We start from the raw sequence: 26,207 nt of genomic DNA, 5'->3' as shown, positions 1-26,207 counted from the left end.
CATCAGTGCGCCGCCCGGGCGGTTTATAATATGTCTCTTTGCTATTAGTGCGGTCGAACCTACCCATGCGCAACGATGCCCACGATGATTTCGATGATGTGCCGGTCCTGAGGGCGGGTACGCCTGACGATGATGAACTGCTTCCGGCTCACGTGGCCCGCGGCCGCCAGAAAGCCGCGCGGCCAGCCAGCAACGGCCCGCTGTGGGCGCTGCTGCTGGCCTCGTTCATCGCCCTGGCCGGGCTTGGCTGGTGGAGCTTCCAGCAGATCTCGCTGATGGAGCAGCAATTGGTGGCCACTCAGGAGAGCTTCGCCCGCATCAGCGAGGAAGCTGCCGGCCGCCTGCAGGCGATCAGCGGCAAGGTCGATGCCAGCGAGTCGAACAGCAGCACTGGCAGCGAAGCCCTGAAACTGCAGATTCGCCAGTTGCAGGCCAGCCTTGCCGAGCAGAGCAAGCAGCAGGAAGGCGTCGCTGGTCAGGCCGGCGATCTGGGCAAGCGCCTGGAGCAGGTGCTGGCCGATACCCGCGAGCAGCAGAAGGCGGTGACCGAACTGCAGACCCAGTTGCAGGCGCAGCTCAAGGCCGTGAATACCGAATTGGCGGCGCTCAAGTCGGGCCAGGTCGATGGCGGCAAGCTCGATGGCCAGCTCAAGAGCCTGAGCAGCGAGGTGGCTGCAGTGAAGAAGCAAGGCGCTGCGATCGAGAGCCTGGAGCAGGATGTGCTGGTGCTCAAGAGCCAGGCGGACAACCGTCCAGCCAGCGCGGCTGCCGGTGGCGCGTCGGTGCAGGAGTTCGATGCCTTCCGTGGTCAGACCACCCGCAGCCTCAACACCTTGCAGAGCCAGATCCAGAACCTGCAGCAGCAGATCAACGCGCGGCCTTGACCGCGTAACGTTTCAGAGCAGATTGCAACCGGCCTTGAGGTAGTCTTCCAGGGGCCGGTTCGGTCGGAACGGCTCAAGGTTCCATTCGGGTTTGTCGTGGGCAATACGCATGTGGCAGATCATCTGTTGTGTCATGCCGCCATTGTCATTTTGTACCCACTGCCAATCATTGCTGAATTTCTGACGCATTTCCTGATCTGCGGCGTTCTCCGCGTCCGCTGAAGGGTTTGCTTTCACTGCTCTGGCGCAATCTGTCGGAACCAGTCCAAGCGCCCATTCTTTACGTCCCGGATTGACATCGCTGCGCTCGAACCAGTGCCCAGAGACGAAGTAACGCGCACAGATCACATCACCCAGTCTGGCCTGGGACGCTTCGACATAATCGAAACGGGCATCGCGTCCAGATTGTGGCAATGTCAATGTGATGATGGGGACGAAGTTACCGGTTTCCTGATAGAACGCACGTTGATCCTGCTGCGCCTTGTGCAACCCCAGCGGCCTGTCGTGCAGGTAGAAGAACGCCTGGATCGGCAGGCGGGTCGGGATGTCCATATCCCAGGTCTCTGCGCGCAGTTCGTTGTTCTGCTTGTAAGGCGTTGCTGGCAGAAGCCCGGTGGCCTCCACTGCGGCATTGAACCCGCTCACCGCGATTTGTCCAAGCCCATTGGCGACCGAAAAGCCGCATTGCCTGGCGGGATGATTGCCGTAGTTGGCAAGCCAGCCCTGGGCTGTAGTGATGCCCTGTAGATGGCAGGGGCGACTGCTGGCGCCCCCCTCTTGCGACGGCCCGCAACCCTTCTCTGGGCGTGTTTGCCGCCCTCCGTCGGCCGGAAAGATGCACAGGACCTGCAAGGCTTGGATACCTGCGGGCCGGGCGTCTCCAGGATAGATGATGTAGCCGTTGGTGTCGTTGAAGGCCAGGCGGTTGAAGGTGGCATCCTTGGCCAGATACATGTAGGCGGTGCCGCCATTGTTTCGCTCTTCGGGCGTCGGGTTCCAGCTTTTTTCCTGAGTCAGTTGGGTTGTGCCTCGAAGTATCACGCCAGCGCACAGGAAGCGAGGCTTGTTGGTGCTGCCGCAGTTGACGGGGGTCTCATGGTAGCGGGCCTGCAGCGCCTGTGCTGTTTCTGGCCCTGGGTCCGCCAGTGCTGCGTGACCAATAGCCAGGCTTGCTGCCAGTAGGCTCAGGTTGAGGGTGACTGGGTGCGAATGCATAGCGGGTCTCTTGAAAGGTTGATGGGACTGTTCGCGCCCTGTCAGTGCGACGCTCATGCCGTACTGCGAAGACCCTAGGTAAAAGTGTCTATCCGAGCAACTGATAAATATGACAGGTGAATGCCACCGTCGAGTTGTCGGGCACCTAGTAATTTTGTCAGGTGTGCAGGGCTCCGGTTCTTGTTAGATTTTTCTTGCGACTTTGCGATAGGGAAACAGCCAGCGCATGTTGGAATATGGCGCGCCCTCGATGGGGCCAGTAACTATGTTTAGTCCAATCATCCACCGTGCTTTGCTCCGCATAGTGTTCACGTATTCCTACTGCTGAGTTTACTGCGCATACGTGGCACGGATTCATTGGCAGAGCGGTGTGCCTGTATTTGGAAACTTTCAGACTTCTCGAAATGACTACTGCAGTCCAGCGCACCGTCGTTTCACAAAAAAACCGACTCTATGGAGTTACATCATGACCGGATACACCAAGTTCGTGGAAAGAAGCAGTGTCCAGGCCAGGCCAGGTGCCCGCTCTGTCAAGCTCACCCAAGACCCAGGGGTTCTGGACCTCAACCCGATGGAAATCGCGGGCTTGATCGACGATGTGATACTTCCCGTGGCCGCTCAAGGTAGCGACCTTCAGGTGCTTATTCCTAATTGGCCTGAAAGCGAAGATGGCTATGAACTGATCTTGACGTGGAACGGCACCCAACTCACAGGCCCGGAAGCGCGTCATATCATCACCGCTGCAGAGCAAGCAGATCCGAAGTTCAAGTTTTCATTAACTTTCCTCGCCACCCATTGGAGCTCGGTCACACCGGAGCAAGACGTAACTTTCACCCTCGGCTATGTCAATATTCCTCATCCGGACACTACCCCCGATCCTGGCCCAACTCGCCCTTTGCGCATCGATAAGTTGCCACCTGGTGGCAGCACCCCCGAAACGCTTGCAGCGATCGAGTTCCCTACTGCGGTCGAAGCTCGTAATCGAATTCTCCTTACCGACTTCGTAGCGGACCTGCTGCCGACTCAGATCAAGGGTTATATTAATCAAGAGGCGGGAGATCAAATTACTGTCACCGCCACTGACGGTGCGACACCTGTGACATTTGGCCCTTTCACCGTCCTCGGGGCAAACCGGTACACCGATGCACAGTTTGAGCTCGCGAAGCTGCAGACGCTGCCGGACTTGACGCCTATCACCTTCACCTATCAAGTCGTGGACAAGGCAGGCAACCGTTCTATCGTGTCGCAGACTCGTACACTTGAGCTTTTGCTGGAGAACGTCCCCGCCACTCCTCTGCCAACGCCGATCGTACCGATTTACGACAGTGAAGGCCTGATTCTGGATGAGCATGCCAGGGCAGGGGTGGTGGTACAGATTCCTTTGTTCGATGAGGCCACGGTCGGCGATCAGATCATTGTCATCTGGGGCTCGCAACGGGCCGATGCCGCGACCATCACCAGCATCCCGACAACTGAACCTCTGCTTGAAGTGCAGTTGCTCTATAACCTGCTCATCCGTGACGTCCAATCCGGCTCGGTCAACGTCACCTACGAGCTCTGGCGCAGCGGATCCCTCATTGGCCAACCGGACACACCTGCCGTTGTCGAAGTCGAGTTGAGAGTCCCAGGAGGCCCGGACCCTGATCCGGAAACCCCTGAAAATGAAAACCTCAAGCCTGCGGATATTGTCGGGGGCGCTTCGGGTGGCACGAACGAGCTGTCGCCTGAGGACCTGAAGGTTGATGCGATGCTGTTCATTTCTCCTGAAACGGTCGACGGCAAGCCTCTTTTCGAGGCCGGCGATATCTTGGCCTTGCTGTGGGGCGCACAACCTGCTCAATCACTGGCTCCGGTTACTGCTGCAGAAGCTGCGGGCTCCGACGCTCTTGAACGGGTCGTGCCCTCTGCCCTTCTCCAGGCCGAAGGCAGTGGCACGGTAGCGATGCAGTACACGGTCGCTCGCGAATTCGGCGCAGGTGGGGAGCAAAACGCCTCGCTCTCGCCGGCGCAAGACGTGAATGTGCTCAACGGCGATGATCTGCCGGGCGGTGGGAACCCTCCGCCTCCACCGGTATTCACTCGCTTGAATTCAAATGGTGCGATTGGGCGTCCAGAAGCTGCATCTGACCTGCCGTTGCGAATTCCTGCCTACGTCAACATGGCGGTCGGTGACCTGATCGAAGTTTATCTGAGCGCAGACACCTCAGTGGGGGCTGTTCCGGGTGCGGATATCCCAGAGGCGACCGAAACCCTGCCTGTGATCACCGTCGTGCAAAAACACATCGATGACGGCTACATCGACGTCCAGATCGCGCGAGCGTGGGCGTTCAAAGTGTGCCGTGGTTCCGCCACACCTCATTACACAGCCACCAATCCGTCTCTCACGCCTTTGATCCCAGTGAAGTCCGACTCTAATCGGACGCCTGTATCGGTCCGTGAAAGTGGAGCGCCCACTTGTCCGATCCCCGCACCGTAGATCGATTGTGCCTACTGAAAAGCCTTGCAGGTTTATGCAGGCCACCGTTCGATGAGCGTATCTGACAAACGCGGCCGCCAGTAGATTCGGTGGCCAGCGTCAGGAGTTGCAAATGAGCCAATATCGATCCCACCCTTCGGTGCAGTCGACACGCAGGGCCCCTCCAGTTCTTCCGCCGCCGGTTATCCCTGCTGCCCATGACGGCCGTGGGCTGGGCCTTTATCTGTTGGACGATGAGCAGCGTCCGCTCGCCGTAACCATACTTGCGGTGCATCTGGAAAAAGATGACATCATCAAGCTGTACTGGAACGATATTCTGCTGGACACCCAGGCTTATGTTCCCAGTGATGGGTCCCAAATGACATTTCTGGTAGCGCCGTCCCGCATACCAGAGGGCAGCGGGCGCGTGCACTACACCTGGGAAGATCCCCTCGCGCCAGTACCTGACCCCTCCACGCCTCTGGATGTAGTGGTCAAGCGTGCGGTTCCGGGCGGCACCGATCCGGACCCCACCACCGAGATCAACGAAAACCTCACGCCTCCCCAAGGCATCCCCTCTCTGATCGATGCCGAGCAGGCGACGAAGGGTGTCGATGTCATCATCGGCTCTTACCAGAACCGGAGCGTGGGAGACACCGTGTGGCTCAGTTGGCACGGTCAGATACTGCAGAAGGATGTTCCCCCTGGCGTTCAGTCTTTCGAGATCCACGTTGATCAGGATGTCATCGAGCGCGCTGGCGAAACCGATCAACTGGTGGTGCGCTACGAGATCCGCGACGAGGTCAACAACCGCTCGAAATGGTCACCCTCGGCCGGTGGCGAGGTGGATCTGGGCAGTGGTGCGCTGGATGCCCCCCACGTTCCAGCTGCCGACGCTCAGGGGCGTGTGGACTACGAGGCGTTGACTGGAGATCTGGACGTGGTGCTCGGCCCTTATACGGGTATGAAGGTCAACGATTTCTTGGTCCTCAACTGGAAGGGTGAGGGTGCAGGGGGGCAGTTGCTGCCTGAAGTCAATATCCCCCATACAGTCGTGGATCAGGACTTGCCCGGTGGGGCTTTTGTAAAAGTGCCGAAAGCCGCAGTGGCTGCGGTGCTACAGGGCCAGGTGCGGCTGAGATACCAGCTCGTCGGTGGCGCCAACCCGGTATCTCGCAACACCAGCATCAGGGTCACCGGGCGTCTTTCGCTCCGGCCGCCCAAAGTGTTGGAAGCCGAGGATTCGGTACTGGACCCTGTTAAGGTGCCCCCGCAAGGGGTCAATGTGAGGATTGAACAGTACACCAGCATGGCAGAGGGTGACCTGTTGCTCATCGAGTGGGTGGGCAGGACCCGCTCCGGGGGTATCAGTTATCACTACAAAGAGGTCACCGTGCAGGGCGTCCAGGTGGGCAATCCCATCGAGCATTTGTTCGATAAAACCCTTGTCCAGCACATCGCTGGGGGCTCGCTCGAGCTCTACTACACGCTCACTAGTGTCGGTGGTGCCAGATCCGCCTCTGACAAGCAGAGCCTGACGGTGAGAGAGAACTCAACCATGCCGCGTCCAGATGTGCTCCACGCACAAGGCGATGTGCTGGATCCTGCGGATGTACCCAACGGCACCACGGTGACATGCCGCAAAGGTTTGTTCACGGCGGGTGATGAGCTTGAGATGTCCTGGGTCGGGCCTACACAGACCGAGGGTGACGACACGTATTACGAACGCAGAAGCCTTAGTGCCAATCAGGCTCAGCAGGACCAGGATTTCACCATCGACTCGAAGTACATCACCCGCAACAGTGAAAAGGATGTATACGTCTTCTGCCGGATGATGAACCGGCAACTGGACTCCGAGATCTTTGCGCTGAAGATTCGGGCCCTGTCCACCGAATTGCTGCCTCCCGAAGTCAAGGAGGCTGCCGGTGGCAAACTCGATCCCATGCAAGCAAGAAATGGTGCTCATGTGACGGTGCGCTATCCAGGCATGCAAGCGAGTGATCGTATCGAGGTCAGATGGCTTGGCGTGGGGGCCCCGTCGGTGCCAGAGGTCGGTGGCGACGCGAAGGGTTTCGTTGATGTACCGATCCCGGCTGCCACTGTGGGCAGAAGCATCGGTCGCACGGTCCAGGTCAGTTTTGTTCGCATCCGGGATGGGGTTCCCACCCCGTCGCAGGTACTGGAGATGGTAGTCGATGCCCTTGATACCAGCGTCTTGAGCGATCTTGAACTCGATCATGACAACAATGGGCAGTTGGATCTGGATACGTTCCAGGGCAGCCCCTCCCTGCGCGTCGGGCCTTGGCCTTTTATCGCAGCAGGCCAGCGTTATTGGTTGGTAGGGACTGGCGAGAGCGCTGACGGGGGCGCTTATCGACACGAGTTCAGGTCTCATATCCCAGTTGTTGCGGGGGAGGTCAGCCGTGGGTTGGTAATGGAGGTGTATCGAAACGAACTGGAGAAGCTCGCGCCCGATAAAAAGTTCACCTTGAACCTCATGGTCAATTTCCAAGGCGAGAATGACCCGTTCAACGCCCAGGCGTTCGCCCCTTGCGAAGTGGTGGTGACAGGCGGAGTGGGTACAGGAGATCTACCCCCGCCTGTCGTGAGCGGCACCACTGGGGACGTGTTGGATCCGATCACCGCGCGCGCGGGTGCGCGGGTGCGGGTCACCTATCCGCAAATGTCGGCCAATGACCAGATCGCGCTGAGTTGGAAGGGCGTATCAGGCGTGGGGACGCCGTCGATCAGTCCGGTTCCTGGCGATTCGCGTGGCTATGTCGATATCGATGTGCCGGCGAGCGCGGTCGGAGCCAACATCGGCAAGACCGTCGAGGTGAGTTACACCAGAACACGTAATGGCTCCACGCGTCCCTCGCAACTGCTGCCCTTGCGTGTCCAGTATCTTCAGTCTCGGGATCTGGAGCGCCCGACGCTCGATGAAGCGCCCAATGGAGAGCTGGATCTGGACAGCTTTGCTGGGAATCCTACCTTGCGTGCCAAACCTTGGCCGTTTATCGCTGCAGGACAGCGTTATTGGCTGGAGGGCGCTGGTACGCTCAAGGGCGGCGCTGCCTATGAGCACTTGTTCCGACAGAACGTCACAGTCACAGCGGCTGAAGTGGGCACTGGCCTGGTCATTACGCAAATCGCCCGATCAGAGCTTGAAAAGCTGGAGTTGGACAAGCCTCTGCGCTTGACACTCAAAGTCAACTTCGAGGGTATCAATGACCTGACGCAGACGCAGGGCTTCCCGGTACTGGAGGTGATTGTCAAAGAAGGCGCAGGTAATGGGGAACTGCCCGCGCCCGTGGTCGAGGATGCGGCTTTGGGCGTACTCGATCCGATGGCCGCGCTCAACGGGGCGAGGGTGAGAGTCGCCTACCCGTCCATGCAGACCACAGACACCATCCAGCTCAAATGGCTGGGTAGCGCAGGTGCGGGAACGCCGACGCTGCCTGATGTCGGCGGGAGCAGCAACGGTTTCGTCGACATCCCAGTGCCGGTTACCGCAGTGGCCGCCAATATCGGCAAATCAGTCGAAGTCCACTATGTGCGCAAGCGCAATGGTACGGAATTGGAATCCGAAGTGCTCGACCTGCGGATCGACTATCTCCAGCCGACTGATCTCGATACTCCTGTCGTCAAGGAGGCCAGCAACGGTGTGCTCGACCTGGACAGTTTTACCGGGCCGGCAACGTTCCTGGTCGAGCCCTGGCCCTTCATCGCCGCAGGCCAGCGCTACTGGCTGGAAGGCAAGGGCACCGAGAAGGGAGGGACTCCCTATACCTACCTGTTCAGAACCAACGTGACGGTTCCGCAGGATGCCGTGACCAAAGGATTGCAGCTACCCAATCTCTATCGCAGTGAACTCGAAAAGCTTGAGGAGGGCAAACCGTTCGACCTCACCTTCAAGGTCAATTTCGAGGGTGTGAACGATCAGCCCAACACTCAGGCATTTCCGCTGGCAACAGTGAATATCGAGCGTGGGACAGGTGCTGGCGAACTGCCTGAGCCTGGGGTTGAGGGTGCGACAGCCGCAGGTGCACTCAATCCGATACTGGCACGGACCAAAGCAGTAGTGAAGGTCGAGTATCCGCAAATGCTGCAAAGCGATCGGATCGCCTTGAAGTGGGTTGGAGTATCAGGGCCTGGGACGCCGACTATTGCGCCTGTCGATGGACGCACGGCGGGCTTCGTCAATATCGATGTGCCGGCCTCGGCTGTAGGGGCGAACATCGGCAAGACGATCGAGGTCACTTACACACGCACGCGCTCTGGTCGTGACCTGGACTCGAAGGTGTTGTCGCTGAGAATCCAGTATTTGCAATCGACCGACCTGAAGACGCCCGTGCTCAAGCAGGCGGCCAATGACGAGCTCGACCTCAAGAGCTTCACGGGTGACGCCCAATTGGATGTCGAACTCTGGCCGTTCGCCGCTCAGGGGCAGCGATACTGGCTTACAGGGCGCGGTACGTTGAAAGCGGGTGGAGACTACGAGCACGCCTTCAGGACCAATGTGACCCTCAGCGCCAATGATGTCAGCAACGGGAAACTCGAACTCACGATTCAGCGCGCCCAGTTGAGCCTGCTCAAGCTGGATGCGGAACTGAGTCTGACGCTTCAGGTGAACTTCGAAGGCATCAATGACTTGCCCAACTCGCAGGGCTTTCCGCCGACGCGGGTCAAGGTCGTTGAGAAGGGGCTGCCGGTTGCGGAGGTCGAGAAGGCCACTGGCCCGAACAAAGACCAACTGGACATGAACGACTTCTACAACGCATCCAGTGTCAGGGTAACGGTGCGCAAGTACGCTGGCATGGCTGCGGGGGATACGGTGATGTTGCGCTGGCAGAACCCGCGTTCGACCTGGCGTTCAGATATCGTCACCGTGGGGGCGTTGATTGATCTCACATTCCAGGTGCCGAGAATGGAACTGATCGATTCGATCGGGCAGACCGTCCCGCTCGACTACACCGTCATACGCGGTGGTGTTGGAAGCCGGGAATTTTCCGAGGTGTTGTCGCTGGTTGTCGCGCGCCAGCCGATCCTGCTCGGCCCGCCTACCTATACCGCTGCCAGCCGTACGCTCACGGTGCGTTATGCCCAGGCTGCCGTGAATCATACGGTCAAGGTGCGTTGGGATGGCGCGGTGCTCAGGGAAACAGACACCCAGCTGGTGAACCCGAACGGCAACCCGTTCGTGATCGATCAAGCCTGGGTCACGGAAAACGCTGGGAAAACAGTGCTGGTGAACTACAGCATCTCTCGGCAACTGCCTACGGAGCGCCTGCTGTTCTCGCAAGTGTTGCGGTTGCAGCTCTAGACGGCCATTACCCGCGAGGCCAGAAGCAACTCACCCCCTCTGACCCAGTGAAGGCTCTGGCGGGGTGAGTGTTGCCGCACCTTAGGAGTTCTTATGATGAACATCATGCGATGCGTTCGTAGCTTGCTCATGCTTGTGGGCATTTGGGCGCTGGCCGCTTGTAGCACAATTCGCACGGCCTCGGATGACACGCAGAGCTCGGTTTTTGCTAGCGGTGTCGCATCAGCGGGCTTCACCGTTCCTGCGCCGTTATTGGTTCAAGGGCAGGTCATCAACCGTCGGCATACACTGGGACTGGACAACTTCACCGACTACGTGACGGTTCATGTCAGCTTTCCCGATATGGCGGTGGGTCATGTTGTCGGCTTGCGCTGGAAAGGTGCCGGCGAGTTCAATGCTCCGACCCAACGGATTACCCAGGTTGGCACTCAGGTCTTCAGGATACCCAGGGCGGAGGTCGCCAAGGATGACGGTCGCACGGCTGTATTGACGGCAAGCGTGGGAGGAAATGGACTTCCCTCGCTGATCATTTCCGATCCGTTGACGGTGGCGGTACAGACCAACCTGGCCTTACCCATCCCCACGCCTGTCGTGAGCGGTCTGAATGCCAATGGCGAATACGACCTGAGCCAGGGCGATGCACAGGTCGTTGTCGATTACCCGGGCATGAAAGTGAACGACACGATACGGCTGCTCTGGAAAGGCAAGCAGTCTCACTGGAGCCCGGTGTTCAAGGTGCAGAAGGTAGAACCCGCGAGGCTCAGTATCACCACCACTCAGATGTCCGACGACAAGGACAGTGCCGCTGTGGTGACCGCCAGCGTCGGCGCAGGTGGGCCATTGCTGATTTCCCAAGGGGTGAGCGTCAAGATTGTTGGCGAGCGGTCTAGCTTGTCGGCGCCCGTGGTGACCCAGGCAACCCCTGGGCGGTTGGACCTCAACGACGTGGCGGACAAGGTGACGGTGGTCTTCGATGATCCGGGAACGGTCTCGGGCTCGACGGTAAGGATCCTGGTCAAGGGCAAGGCGGAGCATTACACGCCAATCGCTACCGCTACCGGCCCTGGTCCTGTTACCTTTCAAATCGATCGCAGCGTGTTCGCGAATGATAAAGATGGCAATGTTCTGCTGACGGCCAGCCGCGGCGGCAACGGTACACCGATCGTGGTCTCGCCCCCTCTCACGTTGACGATCGTCCAGCCCAGCGGGGCAGATATCCTTGCCAGCCTCGATGCACGCTATAACAGCGTTGGTGCCTGCGGCAACAATCGTTCGGCGTTCTACTGCAACGGCGTGCTGGTGCGTTCGGTAGATAATGGCGCCTTCGATCCCTGGGATCCGAGCCCCAACCAGACAAGAATCGGTGCCACGTCATTCTCCTACATGCGCAAGGATGCAGTGGTCCGTAATACGTATCGTTTAGCGGGCTTCGTTTTCGCCAGCCTTGACGACGCCCAAGCGCTGGGCAAGCCGGTGCAGCCGCTGTGCATCTATCCCTTCGATGCCGCGACTGGTGTAGATCAGGCCGACACCAAAGGTTGCGGCTCACGCGGTATTCCCAGTACCAGCCCCACCGATCTGAGCACCTGTGCCATGACGCCCACTCCGGCGACCACTCTCGCCACATGGCAGGCCTACACCCGGACGATCCCCGGGCAGTCCCGGCAATGCTCGTTGAGCGTACAGGTTCCGGCGCAGTTCGAGCTCTCCCTGGAGGCCAGGCGCAATCCTACGCCAAATCTCAACAACAGCTGGAACGAACTGATGATCGAGATCTGGCCAGTTGGTGCTGGGCAAAAGCTTCCCATAGTGGCGTTCTTTTACAAGGCCGGCCAGGCGGCGAGCTTGGCCAATGCCAAAACCTTCCAGCAGAAGTTCCGGGACAAGACGCAGCGTTGGGTTCCGGTGATCTCGGTCAACTTCAGTAACCAGGTTGCGCCGTTTGCATACAACCCCGCGGATCAAGGAGTGACACCTTGAAAGGCAACATCTGGATAGTCATGAGCAGCGCCGTACTGCTGGCAGCGGCGGGTTGCACGGGTAATGCTCAAAACACCGGCCTTGGCCAGCAGGTGGGACTCGCGCGTTTCGATGTTCCGGCGCCGATTCTGGTCGAGGGCCGTGAGCAGGTTATCGGCCTTGACAACTTCGGTGATCAGCTCAGCGTGCATGTGAACTATGCGTCAATGGCTGTAGGCCACACGGTCGGGTTGCGCTGGCGAGGCAAAGAGCTGCGTGATATGCCATTGCAGACCGTCGGACAGGTGGGTGCGCTCGTATTCAAAGTGCCTAGAAGTGTGGCCCAGAACGATGTTGGCAGTACCGCTCGGTTGACCGCCAGCGTCGGTGTACCTGGCTCGCCATTGATCATCTCAAGTCCGCTCGATGTGCAGGTGGTGCAGTCGCTGCCTTTCGAGATTCCTGCGCCGAAGCTGGTCGGGATCAATGCCGAGGGAGACTATCGCTCTGGCAACGATGACGCGATGGTCAACGTCGACTACCCCACAATGAAGGTAGGGGACACCATTGGCCTCAGGTGGAAGGGACGTGAAACCACTACGTTGCCGGTGCAGAGGATCGGCAAACTGGGGCCTGTGACGTTCAAGGTGCCGGTGAGTGCTGTCAGCCGTGATGTCGGTAGCGCGGTGATGATCTCTGCCAGTGTGGGAGGGGATGGTAATCCACTGCGCATTTCCCAGGCGGTCAGTGCACGGATATTGGCGCAGTCGCCGCTTGAAGCACCCATCGCCGAGCAGGCGGTGCAGGGTGAGCTTGACCTCAATCGGATCGCAGCGAGTACACCGATCAAGGTGCAGGCTCAACGCTTGCAGAAGGACGACATCGTAGGTATGCGCTGGCAAGGGGTAGAGCGTCTGGACTTGCCCACGCAACGCTATGGCGGCACAGGCGATATCCTTTTCCAGGTCAACAAGGATGCTGTCGTCAAGGACCTGGACAAGGCCGTGCGCATTACCGCGAGTCTGGGACGTGGCGGTAATCCTCTGGTGATCTCCGCGCCCCTGGATCTGAAGATCATCAAATCCGCATTGCCCCCTGGAGAGATCGTCGCGGCACGCTTGAATGAACGTTATCGGGCGGTGCCAGCCGCCTGCAACGGCAACACGCCAGCTTATTACTGCAGTGGTGTGATAACGCGGGGCACGACCAACGACGCGTTCGATCCATGGAATCCAAGTCCTGGATCGGTAAACCTGGGGTCCGTGTCGTTTTCGTTCATTCGTATGGATTCCCATACGCCTGGTCTCTATGGACGCAGTGGTTTCATCTTCACGGATCAGGAAACTGCCATCGCGCAAGGCAAGGCCCAGACCTTGCGCTGTATCTACCCCTACAACGCAAGCACTTCGACGAACGCCAATAACAATGGATGCGGACTGCGACGTACCCTTGATGCCGTCGACCAGAGTTCCTGCGCGGCGATCAACGTTACCACGGCAGCACAATGGGTCAATCATGCGCGTGGCGTGCCTAGTTCAGCCTACCAATGCTCACTTAGTACGCAGGTACCTTCCCAGTTCTTGGCCTCGCTGCAAGCGAGGGCTACACCTTTACCTAACATGACTTATGGCTGGAACGAAATTCTCATCCAGACCTGGCCTCAGAACATCGGCGATAGATTGCCTATCGAAGCCTTCTACTACATTGCCAGCAAGGCCGGGGGAGCGGCGGACGCCAAGGTGTACCAGACAAAGTACAAAACCCGTACCAATCTCTGGGTGCCGGTGATCCGGCTGGATGAGAGCCAGTATGGTAAGGGTGATCCCTTCACATACCTGTCTACAGACCAGGCGGTGCAGCCCTGAAGCGATTGGAGGTTAAAAATATAGGGAAAATCCTACATAGCTGATGGGAAAGGATTTGGATAATTCGCGGCCATCCAGCGTTTCACCATGATCTGCTCAGGCTCGACTGCACCTGGGCCTGAGGGTGGGGAGGCGATCCGCAGCCCTCAATTGCGCTCAGCGTAATCAGGACGGCGACTCAACACAGGAAGCCAAGCATGACACTCAACTCGCACAAATCACACTTGTCCTTCGTCGCTACCCTGGTTGCGATGACTGTTAACGGCATCGCCCATGCAAAGACCCTCGACGGAGAAAGTGCCCGGGTGGACGTTCCGGAATCCGAGTTCTATTTGTTGCTCAACGGCTCTCGCCTTGAGGTGAGCTCGAGCGGCAGCATTCTTGATGTGGAGGCGCGTAATGGTTCCCAGGTGGTCGTCGATGGAGGCGTGATACAAGGGCGAGGTCCAGCCACCGGCCTTGCTTTGAACGATGGCAGCTCGGCGCGTCTGAACAATGCGACGGTCACTGGTGGTACCTATGGTGCGAGCGGATCTTCAGCCGCAACGATGAGTGCCACCGGCGGCAGCATCACTGGTCAGAACGGCTTGAGTTTTTCAGGTGGGAGTACGTTGGACCTGGCTGGAACCTCCGTCACCGGGACCGGCGGCGTCGGAGCATTCGTACTGGGTTCGACACTCAACGCTTCCCAAGGTACGGCTATCACCGGCGCAACTTCGGGTATCGAAATACGCCAGGACCGAAACACTGCCGCGCCCGAGGCGCGGGTCAACCTCGACAGTTCCACCGTGGTCGGCCAGAACGGTGCCGCCATCGTTGTCAGGGACAGTGGCAACGGCAACAAGGGCACAGCGCACATCCTGGTTGGCAACAAGAGTCAGCTCTCGGGCAGCAACGGCAACATTCTCGAAGTCAATCGTGGCATGACGGCAGACTTCGTGGTCGACGACAGCACTCTTCAAGGTGATATCGTGGTCGATTCCACCAGTAATGCAGACATCACCCTGCGCAACCAGGCGACGTTGACCGGCAACATGACCAACGTGCGAAGCCTGGGAATCGACAATGCCACCTGGGTCCTGAGTCAACTGCAGACGGACGGTGTGAAGGACCTTTCGCTCAATGGCGGCAGGGTAGTGCTCAATACCGATGGCACGGTATCCGAGGGTTTCAAGACACTGACGGTCGATAGCTTGTCGGGCAATGGCGTGTTCGTGATGAAGGTCGATCTGGCCGAGTCCGAAGGCGACAAACTGGTGGTGAGGAATGAAGCGAATGGCAATCACCAGTTGAGCGTCAGCAGCACCGGCAACGAACCCCAGGCGGGTGCCCAGCCGCAGCTGTTGGTCCAGACCGGGGGCGGTAGTGCACAGTTTGGCCTGGAACATGAGGTCGACCGCGGCGCGTTCGTCTACACCCTGGAAAAAGGTGAAACCGATGACAATTGGTACTTGGTGCAGAAGCTTGCCGACGATGGCGGCCCGATCGTCACCCCAAGCACTCGCGTAGTACTCGGATTGTTCAGCGCGGCACCGACCGTCTGGTATGGCGAGCTGTCATCGCTGCGTACCCGCATGGGCGAGTTGCGCCTGGGGCAGGGTCAGGGTGTCTGGATGCGCAGCTATGGTAATCGCTTCAATACATCCGCGGGCAGTGGTGTCGCCTATCAGCAGAACCAGAGCGGCCTGAGCATCGGTGCCGACGGAGCAGTGCCAGGCCACGATGGACGCTGGCTGGTCGGGGTCATGGGTGGTTACAGCGAGTCCGATCTCAACTTCAGCCTGGGATCGTCCGGCAAGGTCAAGAGCTACTATGTGGGTGCCTATACCACTTGGATGTCCGACGCCGGCTATTACGTCGATGGCGTAATCAAGTACAACCGTTTCGACAATCGCGGCGACGTAATCATGAGTGATGGCGTGCGAGCCAAAGGCAGCTACGACAACAGTGGCCTGGGCGCCTCGATCGAAGTCGGCAAGCACATCAAGCTCGACGACGGCTGGTACGTGGAACCCTTCACCCAATTGTCGACCCTGTGGGTTGGCTCTGACAGTTACTCACTGGACAACGGTTTGCGAGCGCGCAGTGAGGGTGCCGATTCGGTACTGGGCAAGTTGGGTGCCCAACTCGGGCGCAACATTCAGCTTGAGGGTGGCGCAACCCTGCAGCCCTATGTGAAAGCAGCTGCGGCTCATGAGTTCATCAAGGGCAACAAGGTCAGGGTCAATGACAACCGCTTCAGCAACGATCTTTCCGGCACCCGTGGGGAGTTTGCCGTAGGCCTGGCGGCTCAGGTGTCCGAGGTATTGCAATTGCACGGCGAGTTCCAGTACAGCAACGGCGAAAACATCGAGCAGCCCTACGGTGTGAATCTTGGCCTGCGTTACAACTTCTGAAAACGCCCGAGCCCGCGCACTGACTTGGGTGCGCGGGCTCGAGTTCTTGCCTCAGGGACTACTGACGGACCGTGACTGTCGACACCGGAAAGGCCAATGCGCGTGTCTTCCGATCGTTGCCTTCGAAGTTCACCCAGGTTTCGAAGCGCAGTTCACTGCCCGATTCGAGTGAGGCCAGATCACGTCTCTCGAGTTTGTAGACCAATGCCAGCCCCGCCTGTTCGGCCGTTATGACGTGCGCCTCGGCAAGTTGTCGACTGAAAGGGCCTCCCGTCGCCAGCGTGCCGCTGACAGTAAGCCATAGTCGTTGCCCTGCAGCCATGAAGAACCAATCCTCCAGCACCAATGCCGCATCTGCTGTGAAGCGTTTGAGGTCCAGTACCCCATCCGTGGCCTGCTCTGGCATTGGAGCGCGTAATATTTCTGGCGAAAAGGGCAGTACCTCCAGCGTTAAATCCTGGCTGCTGGCCTCGGGAATAGTGGGGTCGGCGTGAATCAGCCGGTAGTTCAATACCAGTGAGCGCCCCAAATGCGATGCTAGCACTGCGTGTGGAACGGTCATGTACTGAGTCTGGGTGGCGCTGCCTGATGCGTAGCCTTCCACGGGGACGTATGTTCCTGGACTCTCCTGGTAATAGAGCACCAGTGTGTCGCTCGGGAGCATGCCGGGGTAACGGATCTTCGCGATTGCCGAGCCTAGAGCATGCAGGGGGTCGAGCTTGCCTCCGACTGCCTGGACGATGGCCAGGGCAGGCAGGGCCGTTGCCGGTTGGATCACCACCCGCAGATTCATGATGGGAAATGCCTGGGACGAAGCGGGATCATTGGCTCCGTCGAAGGTGACCCGTAACGAGAGTGTCAAGGTGCTGTTATCACGCAAGCCCTCCAGGTCCCTGCGCGCCAGTGGCAAGCGCAGTCCATCGGAGAGGTGTGATGGTGTGATGGACAGGCCGATAGCAACAGGTTTGGCGTACTCTGAGCCATCGCTGTTCTCGCCCTTTGCTTCCATCCAGCAGCGTTGTCCGACGGCAATCAGTGGCCAGGGTGAGGCTATGAGGTTGGCATCCGAGGCGAAGGTACTGAGGTCGAGTATTCCGTTGCGACTTTCGTCCGCGTCCGGGGAGGGGAGGTCGGTATCGGCGAAGGGTGATACCGTCAGTGTCGTCCGGGCTGACTCGATTCGGTCTGCGCCTGGTGAGACAACGCTGTAATACAGCGTCACGCTTTTACCGACATTTGCGCCCACCACCGAGGCGAGAGTATCGAAGGACTGGCTTCCCGATCCACTGCCTGGTTTGGACTGTGGATCGGGGGTCCCTGCGCCAGGTGTGCCTTGCCAGTACATCGTGATGGTCTGGTCTGTCCGCATGTCGGGATAAGTGACCAATACTTCGACTCCGTCCCGTGCCACCATGGGGTCGAGCCTGTCCCCAGGCGCCTGTACCACGCTAGGTCGGGGGTAGTGGACCTGTGTACTGCCGATCCTCAGGACCAGTTCTTCCGAGGGAAGGCGCTGTCGTTCTCGTTCGATTTCGTATTTCACCCCGACCTGTTTTCCCTCGCTGGCAGTGACGAATCTTTTCGGGACGGGAAAAGGTATCTCGCGCCCCGCATTTGCCTGGTTGATCGGAATGTAGTCGGTGAGGGAGTCGTTCTCGTCGTTTTCCGGCCCAGTCCAGAACGCATGGAGCGTGTCCCCGACCTGGGTGTCTGCCGTTGCCGGTACCCGGAGCGAGGTGCCACCGGCGGGGACTTTTTCGGGGTCCAGTTCCCCCCTTACGGAATAGTCCACTGTGGGGCGGGGCAGTAGCGCGTTTTGTGCATGAAGGTGCGGCGTTGTCGACATCATCTACTCCCGGTGCGGGCGCGGGTTTGCGTGACGTCCTATTCAACGGTGTGAACGGCTGATTGGAAACTGGCAAAAATATTAGGTAGTACGTACCGGGCTTGCGCCGCGACAGTCAATGTCAATGGTCGTGATCCGACCGGATCCTTATCTGGGGCCTGCCAAATGCGTCAGGTCGACTGGCGGCAGAGAACGAGCCGGCAAGGCTCATTCTCTGCGGCGCGCATTACAAACGCGGATAGTCGATGTAGCCCACTGGCCCTTTGCCGTAGAACGTCTCGGGGTGCGGCTCGTTCAGCGGCGCATCGGCTGCCAGGCGTGCTGGCAGGTCAGGGTTGGCGATGAACGGGATGCCGAAGGCGACGGCATCGGCCTTGCCGCTGGCCAGTGCTGCGTTGGCGGTGGCCTTGGTGAAGCGTTCGTTGACGATGTAGGGGCCGCCGAACGCCTCTTTGATCAGCGGGCCGATGCTGTCGTCGGCTTCTTTTTCCCGCGAGCAGATGAAGGCGATGCCGCGTTTGCCCAGTTCACGGGCAACGTAGGTGAAGGTCTCGGCGCGGTCGACGTCGCCCATGTCATGGGCATCGGCCCGTGGTGCGAGATGCACGCCAACGCGCTTGGCGCCCCACACACCGACCACCGCGTCGGTCACTTCCAGCAGCAGGCGGGCACGGTTTTCCAGCGAGCCGCCGTATTGGTCGGTGCGCTGGTTGGTGCTGCTCTGCAGGAACTGATCGAGCAGGTAACCATTGGCGCCATGGATTTCCACGCCGTCGAAACCAGCAGCCTTGGCGTTCTCGGCACCGGTCCGGTAAGCCTCGACGATGTCAGCGATTTCTTCGGTTTCCAGCGCACGTGGAGTCGGGTAGTCGCTCAGCGGACGCACCAGGCTGACGTGGCCTTTGGGCTGGATCGCGCTTGGCGCCACCGGTAGCTCACCGTTCAGGTACGACGGGTGGGAGATGCGCCCGACGTGCCACAGTTGCAGGAAGATGCGCCCGCCGGCGCCATGCACGGCCTGGGTCACGTTGAGCCAGCCACGGACCTGGTCGTTGGACCAGATGCCGGGGGTGTCGGGATAGCCGACGCCCATCGGCGTGACCGAAGTGGCTTCGCTGAGGATCAGGCCGGCGCTGGCGCGCTGCACGTAGTACTCGGCCATCAGTGCGTTGGGCACGCGGCCCTCGTCGGCGCGGCAGCGGGTCAGCGGGGCCATGATGATGCGGTTGGGCAGCTCGAGGTCGCCCAGGGTGATCGGATCGAAAAGCGTGGTCATATCGCAAGCCTCGCGTAGGTCAGTTGGATGCAGCGGCCAGTTCGGCGTCGTTGTCGCCGCGCTGGTTGAAAGTGATCAGGGTGACGATCAGCGCCAGGACAGCCAGGGCACCTGCAGCCAGCGGTACGCTGGTCAGGCCCAGGCCATGGGCGATGACGCTGCCGCCGACCCAGGCGCCCAGGGCGTTGCCCAGGTTGAAAGCGCCAATATTCAGGGTCGAGACCAGGTTCGGCGCATCCTTGCCGTAGGTGACCACGTTGACCTGCAGCGCCGGAACGGCGGCGAAGGCAGCGGTGGCCCAGAGGAACAGGGTGATTTCGGCGGGCACCAGCGCGTTGCTGGTCCAGCTGAACAGGGTGGAGACCACCGCCATGGTGGCGAACACGCCCACCAGCGTGGCGGCGAGGCGGCGATCGGCAAGCTTGCCTCCGAGGATGTTACCCAGCGTCAGGCCCAGGCCGATCAGCACCAGGGTCCAGGTCACGCCGCGTGGCGATACGCCGGTAACATCACCGAGCAGTGGCGCGACGTAGGTGAACAGGGCGAACACCGAGGCCGAGAACAGTACGGTCATGCTCAGCGACAACCAGATCCGGGCACCCTTGAGGGAGGCGAGTTCAGCACGCATGTCGACCTTTTCGGCATCCTGTTGCAGGGGCAGGAAGCGGATCAGGCCGATCAATGCGATCACGCCGATGCCGGTCACGGCCCAGAAGGTCGAGCGCCAGCCGGCGACCTGGCCCAGGGCGGTGCCCAGTGGCACGCCGAGCACGTTGGCCAGGGTCAGGCCGGTGAACATCAGGGCCACGGCCGAGGCGCGGCGGTTGGCCGGCACCAGGCTGGCCGCGACCACCGAGCCGATACCGAAGAAGGCACCGTGGCACAGGGCGGTGACCACGCGGGCGAACATCAGCAGGTTGTAGTCGCTGGCCACTGCACACAGCAGATTGCCGACGATGAACACGCCCATCAGCACCACCAATGCCGCCTTGCGTGGCAGACGGGCCGTGGCCAGGGCCATGAACGGCGCTCCGATCGCCACGCCCAGGGCGTAGCCGGTCACCAGCCAGCCGGCGCCGGGAATGCTCACCCCCAGGTCGCGCGCCACATCGGGCAGCAGGCCCATGATGACGAACTCGGTGGTGCCGATGGCAAAGGCGCTCAGCGCCAGGATCAACAGTGAAAGGGGCATTGCAAGGTCCTTGTCAGAGCTCTTGGCTCATCTGCTCGAGGAAGGCCTGGATGGTTTCCTCGTTGCGCTTGAAGAAATGCCACTGCCCGACCTTCTGGCTGCTGATCAGACCTGCGCGCTGCAAGGTGGCCAGGTGGGCGGAGACGGTCGACTGCGACAGGCCGCAGCGTTGATCGATCTGCCCGGCACAGACGCCGAATTCGGTGCTGTGGTGCTGGTCGGGGAATTGCGCCGCTGGGTTCTTCAGCCAGTTGAGGATGTCTCGGCGGACCGGATGGGCCAGGGCTTTTATTATTTCGTCGAGGTCGAGAGGCATGGTTGGGCTCGTGGTGTGTAGCGGTATATCGCGATAGGGCGAAATATAAATCGGTATTTCGCGATATACAAATATGAAGAGGTTCTGAGCTCAGCTGAAATCGCTATATCGCGTTATAACGATATAAATGTCCACGGTGATAGAATGCCGCCATGAACTACCTCGCACACCTGCACCTGGGCGGCTCCGCGCCGCAGCAACTGCTCGGCAGCCTGTACGGCGATTTCGTCAAAGGCCCGCTCGAAGGGCGCTTTGCGCCTGAGCTGGAGGCGGCAATCCGGTTGCATCGACAGATCGATCGCTACACCGACAGCCACCCGCTGGTGCTGGCGGCGCTGGCGCGTTTCCCGCGGGAGCGTCGGCGGTTTGCCGGGATTGTGCTCGACGTGTTCTTCGATCACTGCCTGGCACGGCACTGGGCGGATTACGCCGATCAGCCGCTGGCGCAGTTTACCGACAGCTTTTACCGGGTACTGTTGGCCGAGCCGCAGTTGCCGGGGCGCTTGGCACGCATTGCGCCGTTCATGGCAGCGGATGACTGGCTGGGAGCCTATGGTGATTTCGCCACGCTGGAGCAGGTGTTCAATGGCATTGCCCGGCGCTTGTCGCGGCCGGAAGGTATGGCTGGGGTGATGGATGAGCTGGAGCGGCTGTATGAGCCGTTGCTGGCGGATTTTCGTGAATTTTATCCTCAGTTGCAGGTGTTTGCGGCTACGGGGCGTTGAGGGTTTGAGGGCTGTCAGGGCCGTATCGCGGGGCAAGCCCGCTCCCACAGGTACCCCATTGTTTTTGGATACAGTGGGGTACCTGTGGGAGCGGGCTTGCCCCGCGATAGGGCCGGTCGACCCACCCCAGCAATCAGGCCGCCCTGGCCTGCCGACGCGGCACCGCCACCTCGACGTCCTTGACCCCGAACAACGCCACCTGAATCGCCTGCTGCGCCATGAACGCCAGCGCCGCACGTTCCTTGCCCTGACTCTCCACCGGCGCCAGCAGGTGAATCACCACCTCCCCCCGCTCCCGGCCAAACAGGCGCATCAAGTGCGAAACCAGGTCATCATCGCCAATGAACGGCGCGATTGGGTCCGGTTCACCGTTGCGCAGGTATTGGATCGCCACTGGCTGCACGGGTGTGCCTTGGTCGATGGCGCCGGCCAGCAGGCGTCCGTGGAAGGTGCGCAGGGCGCGGCCATCAGTGGTGGTGCCTTCAGGGAAGATCAGCAGCGGTCGGGCCTGGCCCAGTTGCTCGCTGATCTGTTCGCGCAGACGCTGGGCATCACCGCCGCCACGGCGAATGAACAAGGTGCCGGCCTTCTCCGCCAGCCAGCCGGCCAGCGGCCATTGGCGTACCTCGGCCTTGGACAGGAACGACAGGGGTCTGAGCATGCCCAGCAGGGGAATGTCGGTCCAAGACACGTGGTTGCTGACCCACAGCATCGAGCGCTGCGGCAGTTCACCGACGACCCGCACCTCGAAGGGCAGGGCGCCGATCAGGCGTTTCATGAACAGGCAGGTCCAACGTTGCCGTCGCTCAAGGGAGGCGTGCAGGCCCAAGCGTTCGCCCAGGGCGATGACGCTGGCCATGGCCATTCCCAGCAACAGCACCAGCACCAGGCGCAGGAGGCGGGCACAGGCCCGCAGGCCCGGCATCAGACTGCCGCCTTGAAGTGGCGGGCGTAGCGCGGGCAGAGGTCATCGCGCTTGAGCAGGATGAACACGTCGGCGACCTGGAAGTCTTCGTCCCAGCAAGGCTCGCCACAGATCTTCGCTCCCAGGCGCATGTACGCCTTGAGCAGCGGTGGCATCTCGGTGATCACGTTGTTCGGCAGGGCCAGGCTGGGGAGCGGCTTTTTCGGCTCGGCGCGCAGGTGCTCGTTGCACAGGTAGCGTTCGCGCAGGCGCTGCATGATCGCGTGGGCCTGGATGCCGCCGTCCTGCATGGGGATGCTGGCGCAGCCCATCAGGTAGCTGTAGCGACCTTCGTTGAGCACTTCGGCAAGCTCGCCCCAGAGCACGGCGATGGTGCCGCCGTTGCGGTAGTCGGGGTCGACGCAGGTGCGGCCCAGCTCCAGGATCGGACCTTGCAGTTGCAGCAGGCCATGCAGGCTGAATTCTTCTTCACTGTAGAAGCGGCCCAGGCTGCTGGCGGCCTGGTGGTCGAGCAGGCGGGTGGTGGCGACCAACTGGCCGGTGGCCAGGTCGCGCACACCGATGTGGCGGCAGTGGATATCGTAGTCATCCATGTCCAGGCCCAGTTCGGCGCCCTTGAGCTTGGCCTTGAATTCGGCGCTGAACACCTTGAAACGCAGGGCCTGTGCTTCCTGCAGGGCCGCAGCGCCGACCAGGCGTTCGGCTTGCAGACGGCGTTCAGTGCTGTTGTCGCCAGAGCGAGCGATCCGAGTCATTGCGAGTCTCCATAAGCCAGCCAAATAGGGTTGCGGCCGGTCGGCTTTGTTGTGCAAAGTCAGCCTAGGTAGGCGCGGTGTCACCTCCGTGAATCTTTGGTGATGCTTGCGTGACACCCCCCACGAGGAGCATTCGATGACCTGGTTGCAACGACTCAACGACCCGCTGCGCCAGGCGCTGGCGGCCACCCTGGGCGAGACCTACGCGGCCACGCTGGAGCGCCTGGGCGCTGTCACGCCGTTCGAGCTGGCGGCGCTGGGTGGGCGCGCGATGGATACGCCGGGATTGGCCTTTCTGGTCGGTTACCAGGCAGCCTTGCGTGTGCTCTGGCCCAGCGCGCCTGCTGGATTGGGGGCCTTGTGCGCCACCGAGCGGCGCAGTGTGCGTCCGGCGGACATGCACACCCGCCTCGACGGCTTGCGGCTGAGTGGTCGCAAGGATTTCGTCACCGCAGGCCTCGACGCCGAATGGCTGTTGGTGGCGGCCCGCAGCGAAGCGCAGGGCGAGGGCGCGCGGCTGAGCCTGGCGGTGGTCTACCCCGGTGAGCCCGGCGTGACCCTCGAAGCGTTGCCGACCCTGCCGTTGATGCCCGAGGTCGGCCATGCCCGTGTCGAACTGAAGCACGCGGCCTGCGAACTGCTGGCCGGTGATGGCTGGGATGCCTATGTCAAACCGTTCCGCTCCCTCGAAGACCTCTATGTACTCACTGCGCTGCTCGGATGGCTGCATGGCGTTGCCCAGGAATGCGCCTGGCCGCAGGCGTTGCGCCTGCGCCTGATCGGCCTGCTCGCCGCCTGTGCCGAGGCCAGTCGGCAGTGCGCCGACAGCGTGGGCTGTCATCTGTTGCTGGCCGGTCTGTTCGCCCAGTTCCAGGCACTGCGGGTCGATATCGACAAGGCCCTGGTCGAAGGACCCGAACACTGGATGCAGCTCTGGCAACGCGACCAGGGGCTGCTGGCGCTGGCGGCTGCGACCCGGGAAAGGCGCCTGGCCAAGGCCTGGGCTGCTGCAGGATTGTCATGAAGCCCAGGCATGCTCCGCCGATTGACCGCGCGTGAGGTATCGATGGGCAGACTGAAGGTGGTGCTGGGTATTCTCGGGCTGATCGCCCTGCCGGTGTTCGCCGAGGAGTGGCCGGACAGCCACTGGCAGCAGGATCCGACGCAGTACGACTGGCAGGCTGTCGACGCCTATGCCTTCCCGCTGCGCGACGATGCCGTTCGCAGCGGTGTGCGCAGCGATGCACTGTTGATCATTCGTGACGGTCGCATCCTGTACGAGCGCTACGCCGCCCCCACAAGTGCCGATACCCCGCACCTGACCTGGTCAATCAGCAAGAGCGTGCTGGCCACGCTGTTGGGTGTTGCCCGCGGCGAAGGGCGTTTTCAGCTCGATGACCCGGCCGCCCGCTATTACCCCGCCCTGCGTGAGCATCCGCAACTGCGCCTGGTCGACCTGCTGCACTGGGCCAGCGGCCTGGCCTGGCAGGAAGATTATGAATATGCGCCGCTGAAATCCTCGGTAGTGGCGATGCTCTATACCCGCGGACGCAACGACATGGCGGCCTACACCGCAGGCATGGCGCAGGCCGAGAAACCGGGTGAGCATTTCGCCTATTCCAGCGGCGACAGCAACCTGCTGGCGGCGGCCTTGCGCGGCATGCTCGCGCCGGATCAATACGCCGACTATCCCTGGCAGGCGCTGTTCACCCCGCTTGGCATCACGCATGCGGTGTGGGAGCGCGACGCTGCGGGTACCTATGTCGGCTCCTCCTACCTCTACCTCAGTGCTCGCGATCTTGCGCGCATCGGCCTGCTGATGCAGCGCGACGGGCGTTGGCGTGAGCGGCAACTGCTCCCTGCCGACTGGGTGGCCTTCAACCGCACCCTGTTCACCCATGCCGAGCCGGTGCCGGGCGATGCCAACTCCGGTGGGCACTGGTGGCTGAACCAGCCACTGCCGGGCAACCCGACGCCCTGGCCGGACGCACCTACCGACACCTTCGCCGCCCTCGGTCACTGGGGCCAGGCGCTGTACGTGCTGCCCACGCAGAAGCTGGTGATCGTACGCTACGGCGATGACCGCGACGGCAGCTATAGCCACAACGAACTGCTCAAGCGCGTGCTGGCCGTGCTGGCGAAGGAGGGCGCATGAAGCGGGTCTTGCTGGTGGTGCTGCTGGTCCTGCTGGCCTGGGGATGGAGCGAACGTCAGGCCCTGTCGGATTTCCCGAGCATTCTCCCGGCGTATTCGGCAAAGGAGTACTGCTCGTGCCGCTTCGTCATGGGGTTTGACGAGGCCTATTGCCGGGCTTATGTGAAGCAGTACCTGCCGTTGGGGCGCCTGGAAGAGGACAGCCGCGCACGCAGCGTGCTCGCCGAAGGCCTGGGACGGCGTAGCCAGGCTACCTGGCAGGGGCCTCGCGAGGGTTGTCGCTTGCTGCCGTGAAGGCCCGCAGGGTAAGGTGGCTGGCCTTGCTTCACGAGGTTTCACATGTCCAGTTTGCTCCGCCTGCTACCCGCCCTGTTACTGGCCCTGTGTCTGCCCGCCCATGCCAACTGGCACCTGGACGGCGAGTCCTCGCGCCTGTCGTTCATCACCGGCAAGAACGGCGATACTGCCGAGGTGCACCGCTTCCTGGTGTTGCACGGCACCATCGACCGCAAGGGTGTGGCTGGCTTGAGCATCGAGATGGATTCGGTGAGCAGCGGTATTCCGCTGCGTGACGAGCGCATGCGTGACGGCCTGTTCGAAGTCGAGCGCTTCCCCGAAGCGACGGTCAAGGCCCAGCTCGACCTGCGGCCGATCAACGACCTGGCCAACGGTGCCCAGCTGGAGTTGCGCCTGCCACTGACCGTGACCCTGCACGGCCAGTCTCACAACTACAACGCGCTGCTGCTGGCCACCCGCCTCGATGAGCGGCGCTTCCAGGTGGTGACCCTCGAGCCGCTACTGTTGCGGGCCGAGGATTACGGCTTGCTGCCAGGGCTGGAAAGCCTGCGCAAGTTCGCCAAGCTCAAGTCCATCAACCCGTCGGTGCCGGTGAATGCGGTGCTGATCTTCACCGCACGTTGA

18 protein-coding genes are annotated in these 26,207 nt (G+C 60.9%); 11 read left to right on the top strand and 7 right to left on the bottom strand.

Annotation, left to right across the window (positions count from 1 at the left end; genetic code table 11):
* Nucleotides 1-65 precede the first annotated feature (65 nt).
* Complete coding sequence (locus ACMGGG_RS18615) at nucleotides 66-884, top strand: hypothetical protein (protein ID WP_054893814.1); 819 nt, start codon at nucleotides 66-68, stop codon at nucleotides 882-884.
* Between the two features lie 12 nt (nucleotides 885-896).
* Here the strand turns inward: ACMGGG_RS18615 and ACMGGG_RS18610 are convergent, their stop codons facing one another.
* The gene (locus ACMGGG_RS18610) at nucleotides 897-2,156 is read right to left on the bottom strand and encodes a DUF2599 domain-containing protein (protein WP_414154196.1); all 1,260 of its coding nucleotides are present in this window, start codon (nucleotides 2,154-2,156) and stop codon (nucleotides 897-899) included.
* 409 nt (nucleotides 2,157-2,565) lie between these two features.
* Between ACMGGG_RS18610 and ACMGGG_RS18605 the strand changes: the two genes are divergently transcribed.
* The 5 genes from ACMGGG_RS18605 (at nucleotide 2,566) to ACMGGG_RS18585 (ending at nucleotide 16,097) form a co-directional block, all read left to right on the top strand.
* A complete protein-coding gene (locus ACMGGG_RS18605; RefSeq protein ID WP_063545985.1) occupies nucleotides 2,566-4,575 on the top strand; it encodes a hypothetical protein in 2,010 nt (669 codons plus the stop codon).
* 112 nt (nucleotides 4,576-4,687) lie between these two features.
* A complete protein-coding gene (locus ACMGGG_RS18600) occupies nucleotides 4,688-9,877 on the top strand; it encodes a hypothetical protein (protein WP_414154195.1) in 5,190 nt (1,729 codons plus the stop codon).
* 93 nt (nucleotides 9,878-9,970) lie between these two features.
* Nucleotides 9,971-11,857: a hypothetical protein gene (locus tag ACMGGG_RS18595; RefSeq protein ID WP_414154194.1), complete on the top strand. Its 1,887-nt coding sequence runs from the start codon at nucleotides 9,971-9,973 to the stop codon at nucleotides 11,855-11,857.
* A complete protein-coding gene (locus ACMGGG_RS18590; protein ID WP_414154193.1) occupies nucleotides 11,854-13,701 on the top strand; it encodes a hypothetical protein in 1,848 nt (615 codons plus the stop codon). The genes ACMGGG_RS18595 and ACMGGG_RS18590 overlap by 4 nt, the downstream gene beginning before the upstream one ends.
* A 197-nt stretch (nucleotides 13,702-13,898) precedes the next feature.
* Nucleotides 13,899-16,097 carry an autotransporter outer membrane beta-barrel domain-containing protein gene (locus ACMGGG_RS18585; RefSeq protein ID WP_112899065.1) on the top strand — a complete coding sequence of 733 codons (2,199 nt, stop codon included), beginning with the start codon at nucleotides 13,899-13,901 and terminating at the stop codon, nucleotides 16,095-16,097.
* Nucleotides 16,098-16,155: 58 nt separating this feature from the next.
* Here ACMGGG_RS18585 and ACMGGG_RS18580 read toward each other — a convergent pair whose 3' ends face one another.
* The 4 genes from ACMGGG_RS18580 to ACMGGG_RS18565 form a co-directional block, all read right to left on the bottom strand.
* The gene (locus ACMGGG_RS18580) at nucleotides 16,156-17,943 is read right to left on the bottom strand and encodes a hypothetical protein (RefSeq protein ID WP_414154192.1); all 1,788 of its coding nucleotides are present in this window, start codon (nucleotides 17,941-17,943) and stop codon (nucleotides 16,156-16,158) included.
* A gap of 226 nt (nucleotides 17,944-18,169) precedes the next feature.
* Entirely contained in the window at nucleotides 18,170-19,219 is a 1,050-nt protein-coding gene (locus tag ACMGGG_RS18575) for an alkene reductase (RefSeq protein WP_414154191.1), read from the bottom strand.
* 19 nt (nucleotides 19,220-19,238) lie between these two features.
* A complete protein-coding gene (locus ACMGGG_RS18570; RefSeq protein ID WP_054893812.1) occupies nucleotides 19,239-20,411 on the bottom strand; it encodes an MFS transporter in 1,173 nt (390 codons plus the stop codon).
* Nucleotides 20,412-20,424: 13 nt separating this feature from the next.
* On the bottom strand, nucleotides 20,425-20,727 hold the full coding sequence (locus ACMGGG_RS18565) for an ArsR/SmtB family transcription factor (RefSeq protein WP_054893811.1): 303 nt from the start codon (nucleotides 20,725-20,727) through the stop codon (nucleotides 20,425-20,427).
* 152 nt (nucleotides 20,728-20,879) lie between these two features.
* Between ACMGGG_RS18565 and ACMGGG_RS18560 the strand changes: the two genes are divergently transcribed.
* Nucleotides 20,880-21,452, top strand: a complete 573-nt coding sequence (locus ACMGGG_RS18560) for an ACP phosphodiesterase (protein WP_112899062.1) — start codon at nucleotides 20,880-20,882, stop codon at nucleotides 21,450-21,452.
* Between the two features lie 133 nt (nucleotides 21,453-21,585).
* On the opposite strand, the gene ACMGGG_RS18555 is transcribed toward ACMGGG_RS18560, so the two are convergent.
* Both ACMGGG_RS18555 and olsB read right to left on the bottom strand, forming a co-directional pair.
* On the bottom strand, nucleotides 21,586-22,377 hold the full coding sequence (locus ACMGGG_RS18555; RefSeq protein WP_414154190.1) for a lysophospholipid acyltransferase family protein: 792 nt from the start codon (nucleotides 22,375-22,377) through the stop codon (nucleotides 21,586-21,588).
* A complete protein-coding gene (olsB, locus tag ACMGGG_RS18550) occupies nucleotides 22,377-23,132 on the bottom strand; it encodes an L-ornithine N(alpha)-acyltransferase (RefSeq protein ID WP_063545976.1) in 756 nt (251 codons plus the stop codon). The genes ACMGGG_RS18555 and olsB overlap by 1 nt, the downstream gene beginning before the upstream one ends.
* A gap of 136 nt (nucleotides 23,133-23,268) precedes the next feature.
* On the opposite strand from olsB, the gene ACMGGG_RS18545 reads away from it, so the two are divergent.
* The 4 genes from ACMGGG_RS18545 to ACMGGG_RS18530 are packed head-to-tail and all read left to right on the top strand — an operon-like array spanning nucleotide 23,269 to nucleotide 26,207.
* Entirely contained in the window at nucleotides 23,269-24,156 is an 888-nt protein-coding gene (locus ACMGGG_RS18545; RefSeq protein WP_414154189.1) for an acyl-CoA dehydrogenase, read from the top strand.
* A 42-nt stretch (nucleotides 24,157-24,198) separates the two neighbouring features.
* On the top strand, nucleotides 24,199-25,287 hold the full coding sequence (locus tag ACMGGG_RS18540) for a serine hydrolase domain-containing protein (RefSeq protein WP_414154188.1): 1,089 nt from the start codon (nucleotides 24,199-24,201) through the stop codon (nucleotides 25,285-25,287).
* Nucleotides 25,284-25,580: an amidase gene (locus tag ACMGGG_RS18535; protein WP_112899059.1), complete on the top strand. Its 297-nt coding sequence runs from the start codon at nucleotides 25,284-25,286 to the stop codon at nucleotides 25,578-25,580. The genes ACMGGG_RS18540 and ACMGGG_RS18535 overlap by 4 nt, the downstream gene beginning before the upstream one ends.
* Before the next feature lie 45 nt (nucleotides 25,581-25,625).
* Nucleotides 25,626-26,207, top strand: a complete 582-nt coding sequence (locus ACMGGG_RS18530) for a YceI family protein (RefSeq protein ID WP_414154187.1) — start codon at nucleotides 25,626-25,628, stop codon at nucleotides 26,205-26,207.

The sequence above is a fragment of the Pseudomonas sp. BNK-44-b genome (assembly GCF_047456245.1).
In the GTDB taxonomy this organism is placed as follows: domain Bacteria; phylum Pseudomonadota; class Gammaproteobacteria; order Pseudomonadales; family Pseudomonadaceae; genus Aquipseudomonas; species Aquipseudomonas machongensis.
The sequence above is the reverse complement of the archived record's forward strand: the minus strand, read 5'-3'. Positions and strand labels throughout refer to the sequence as shown.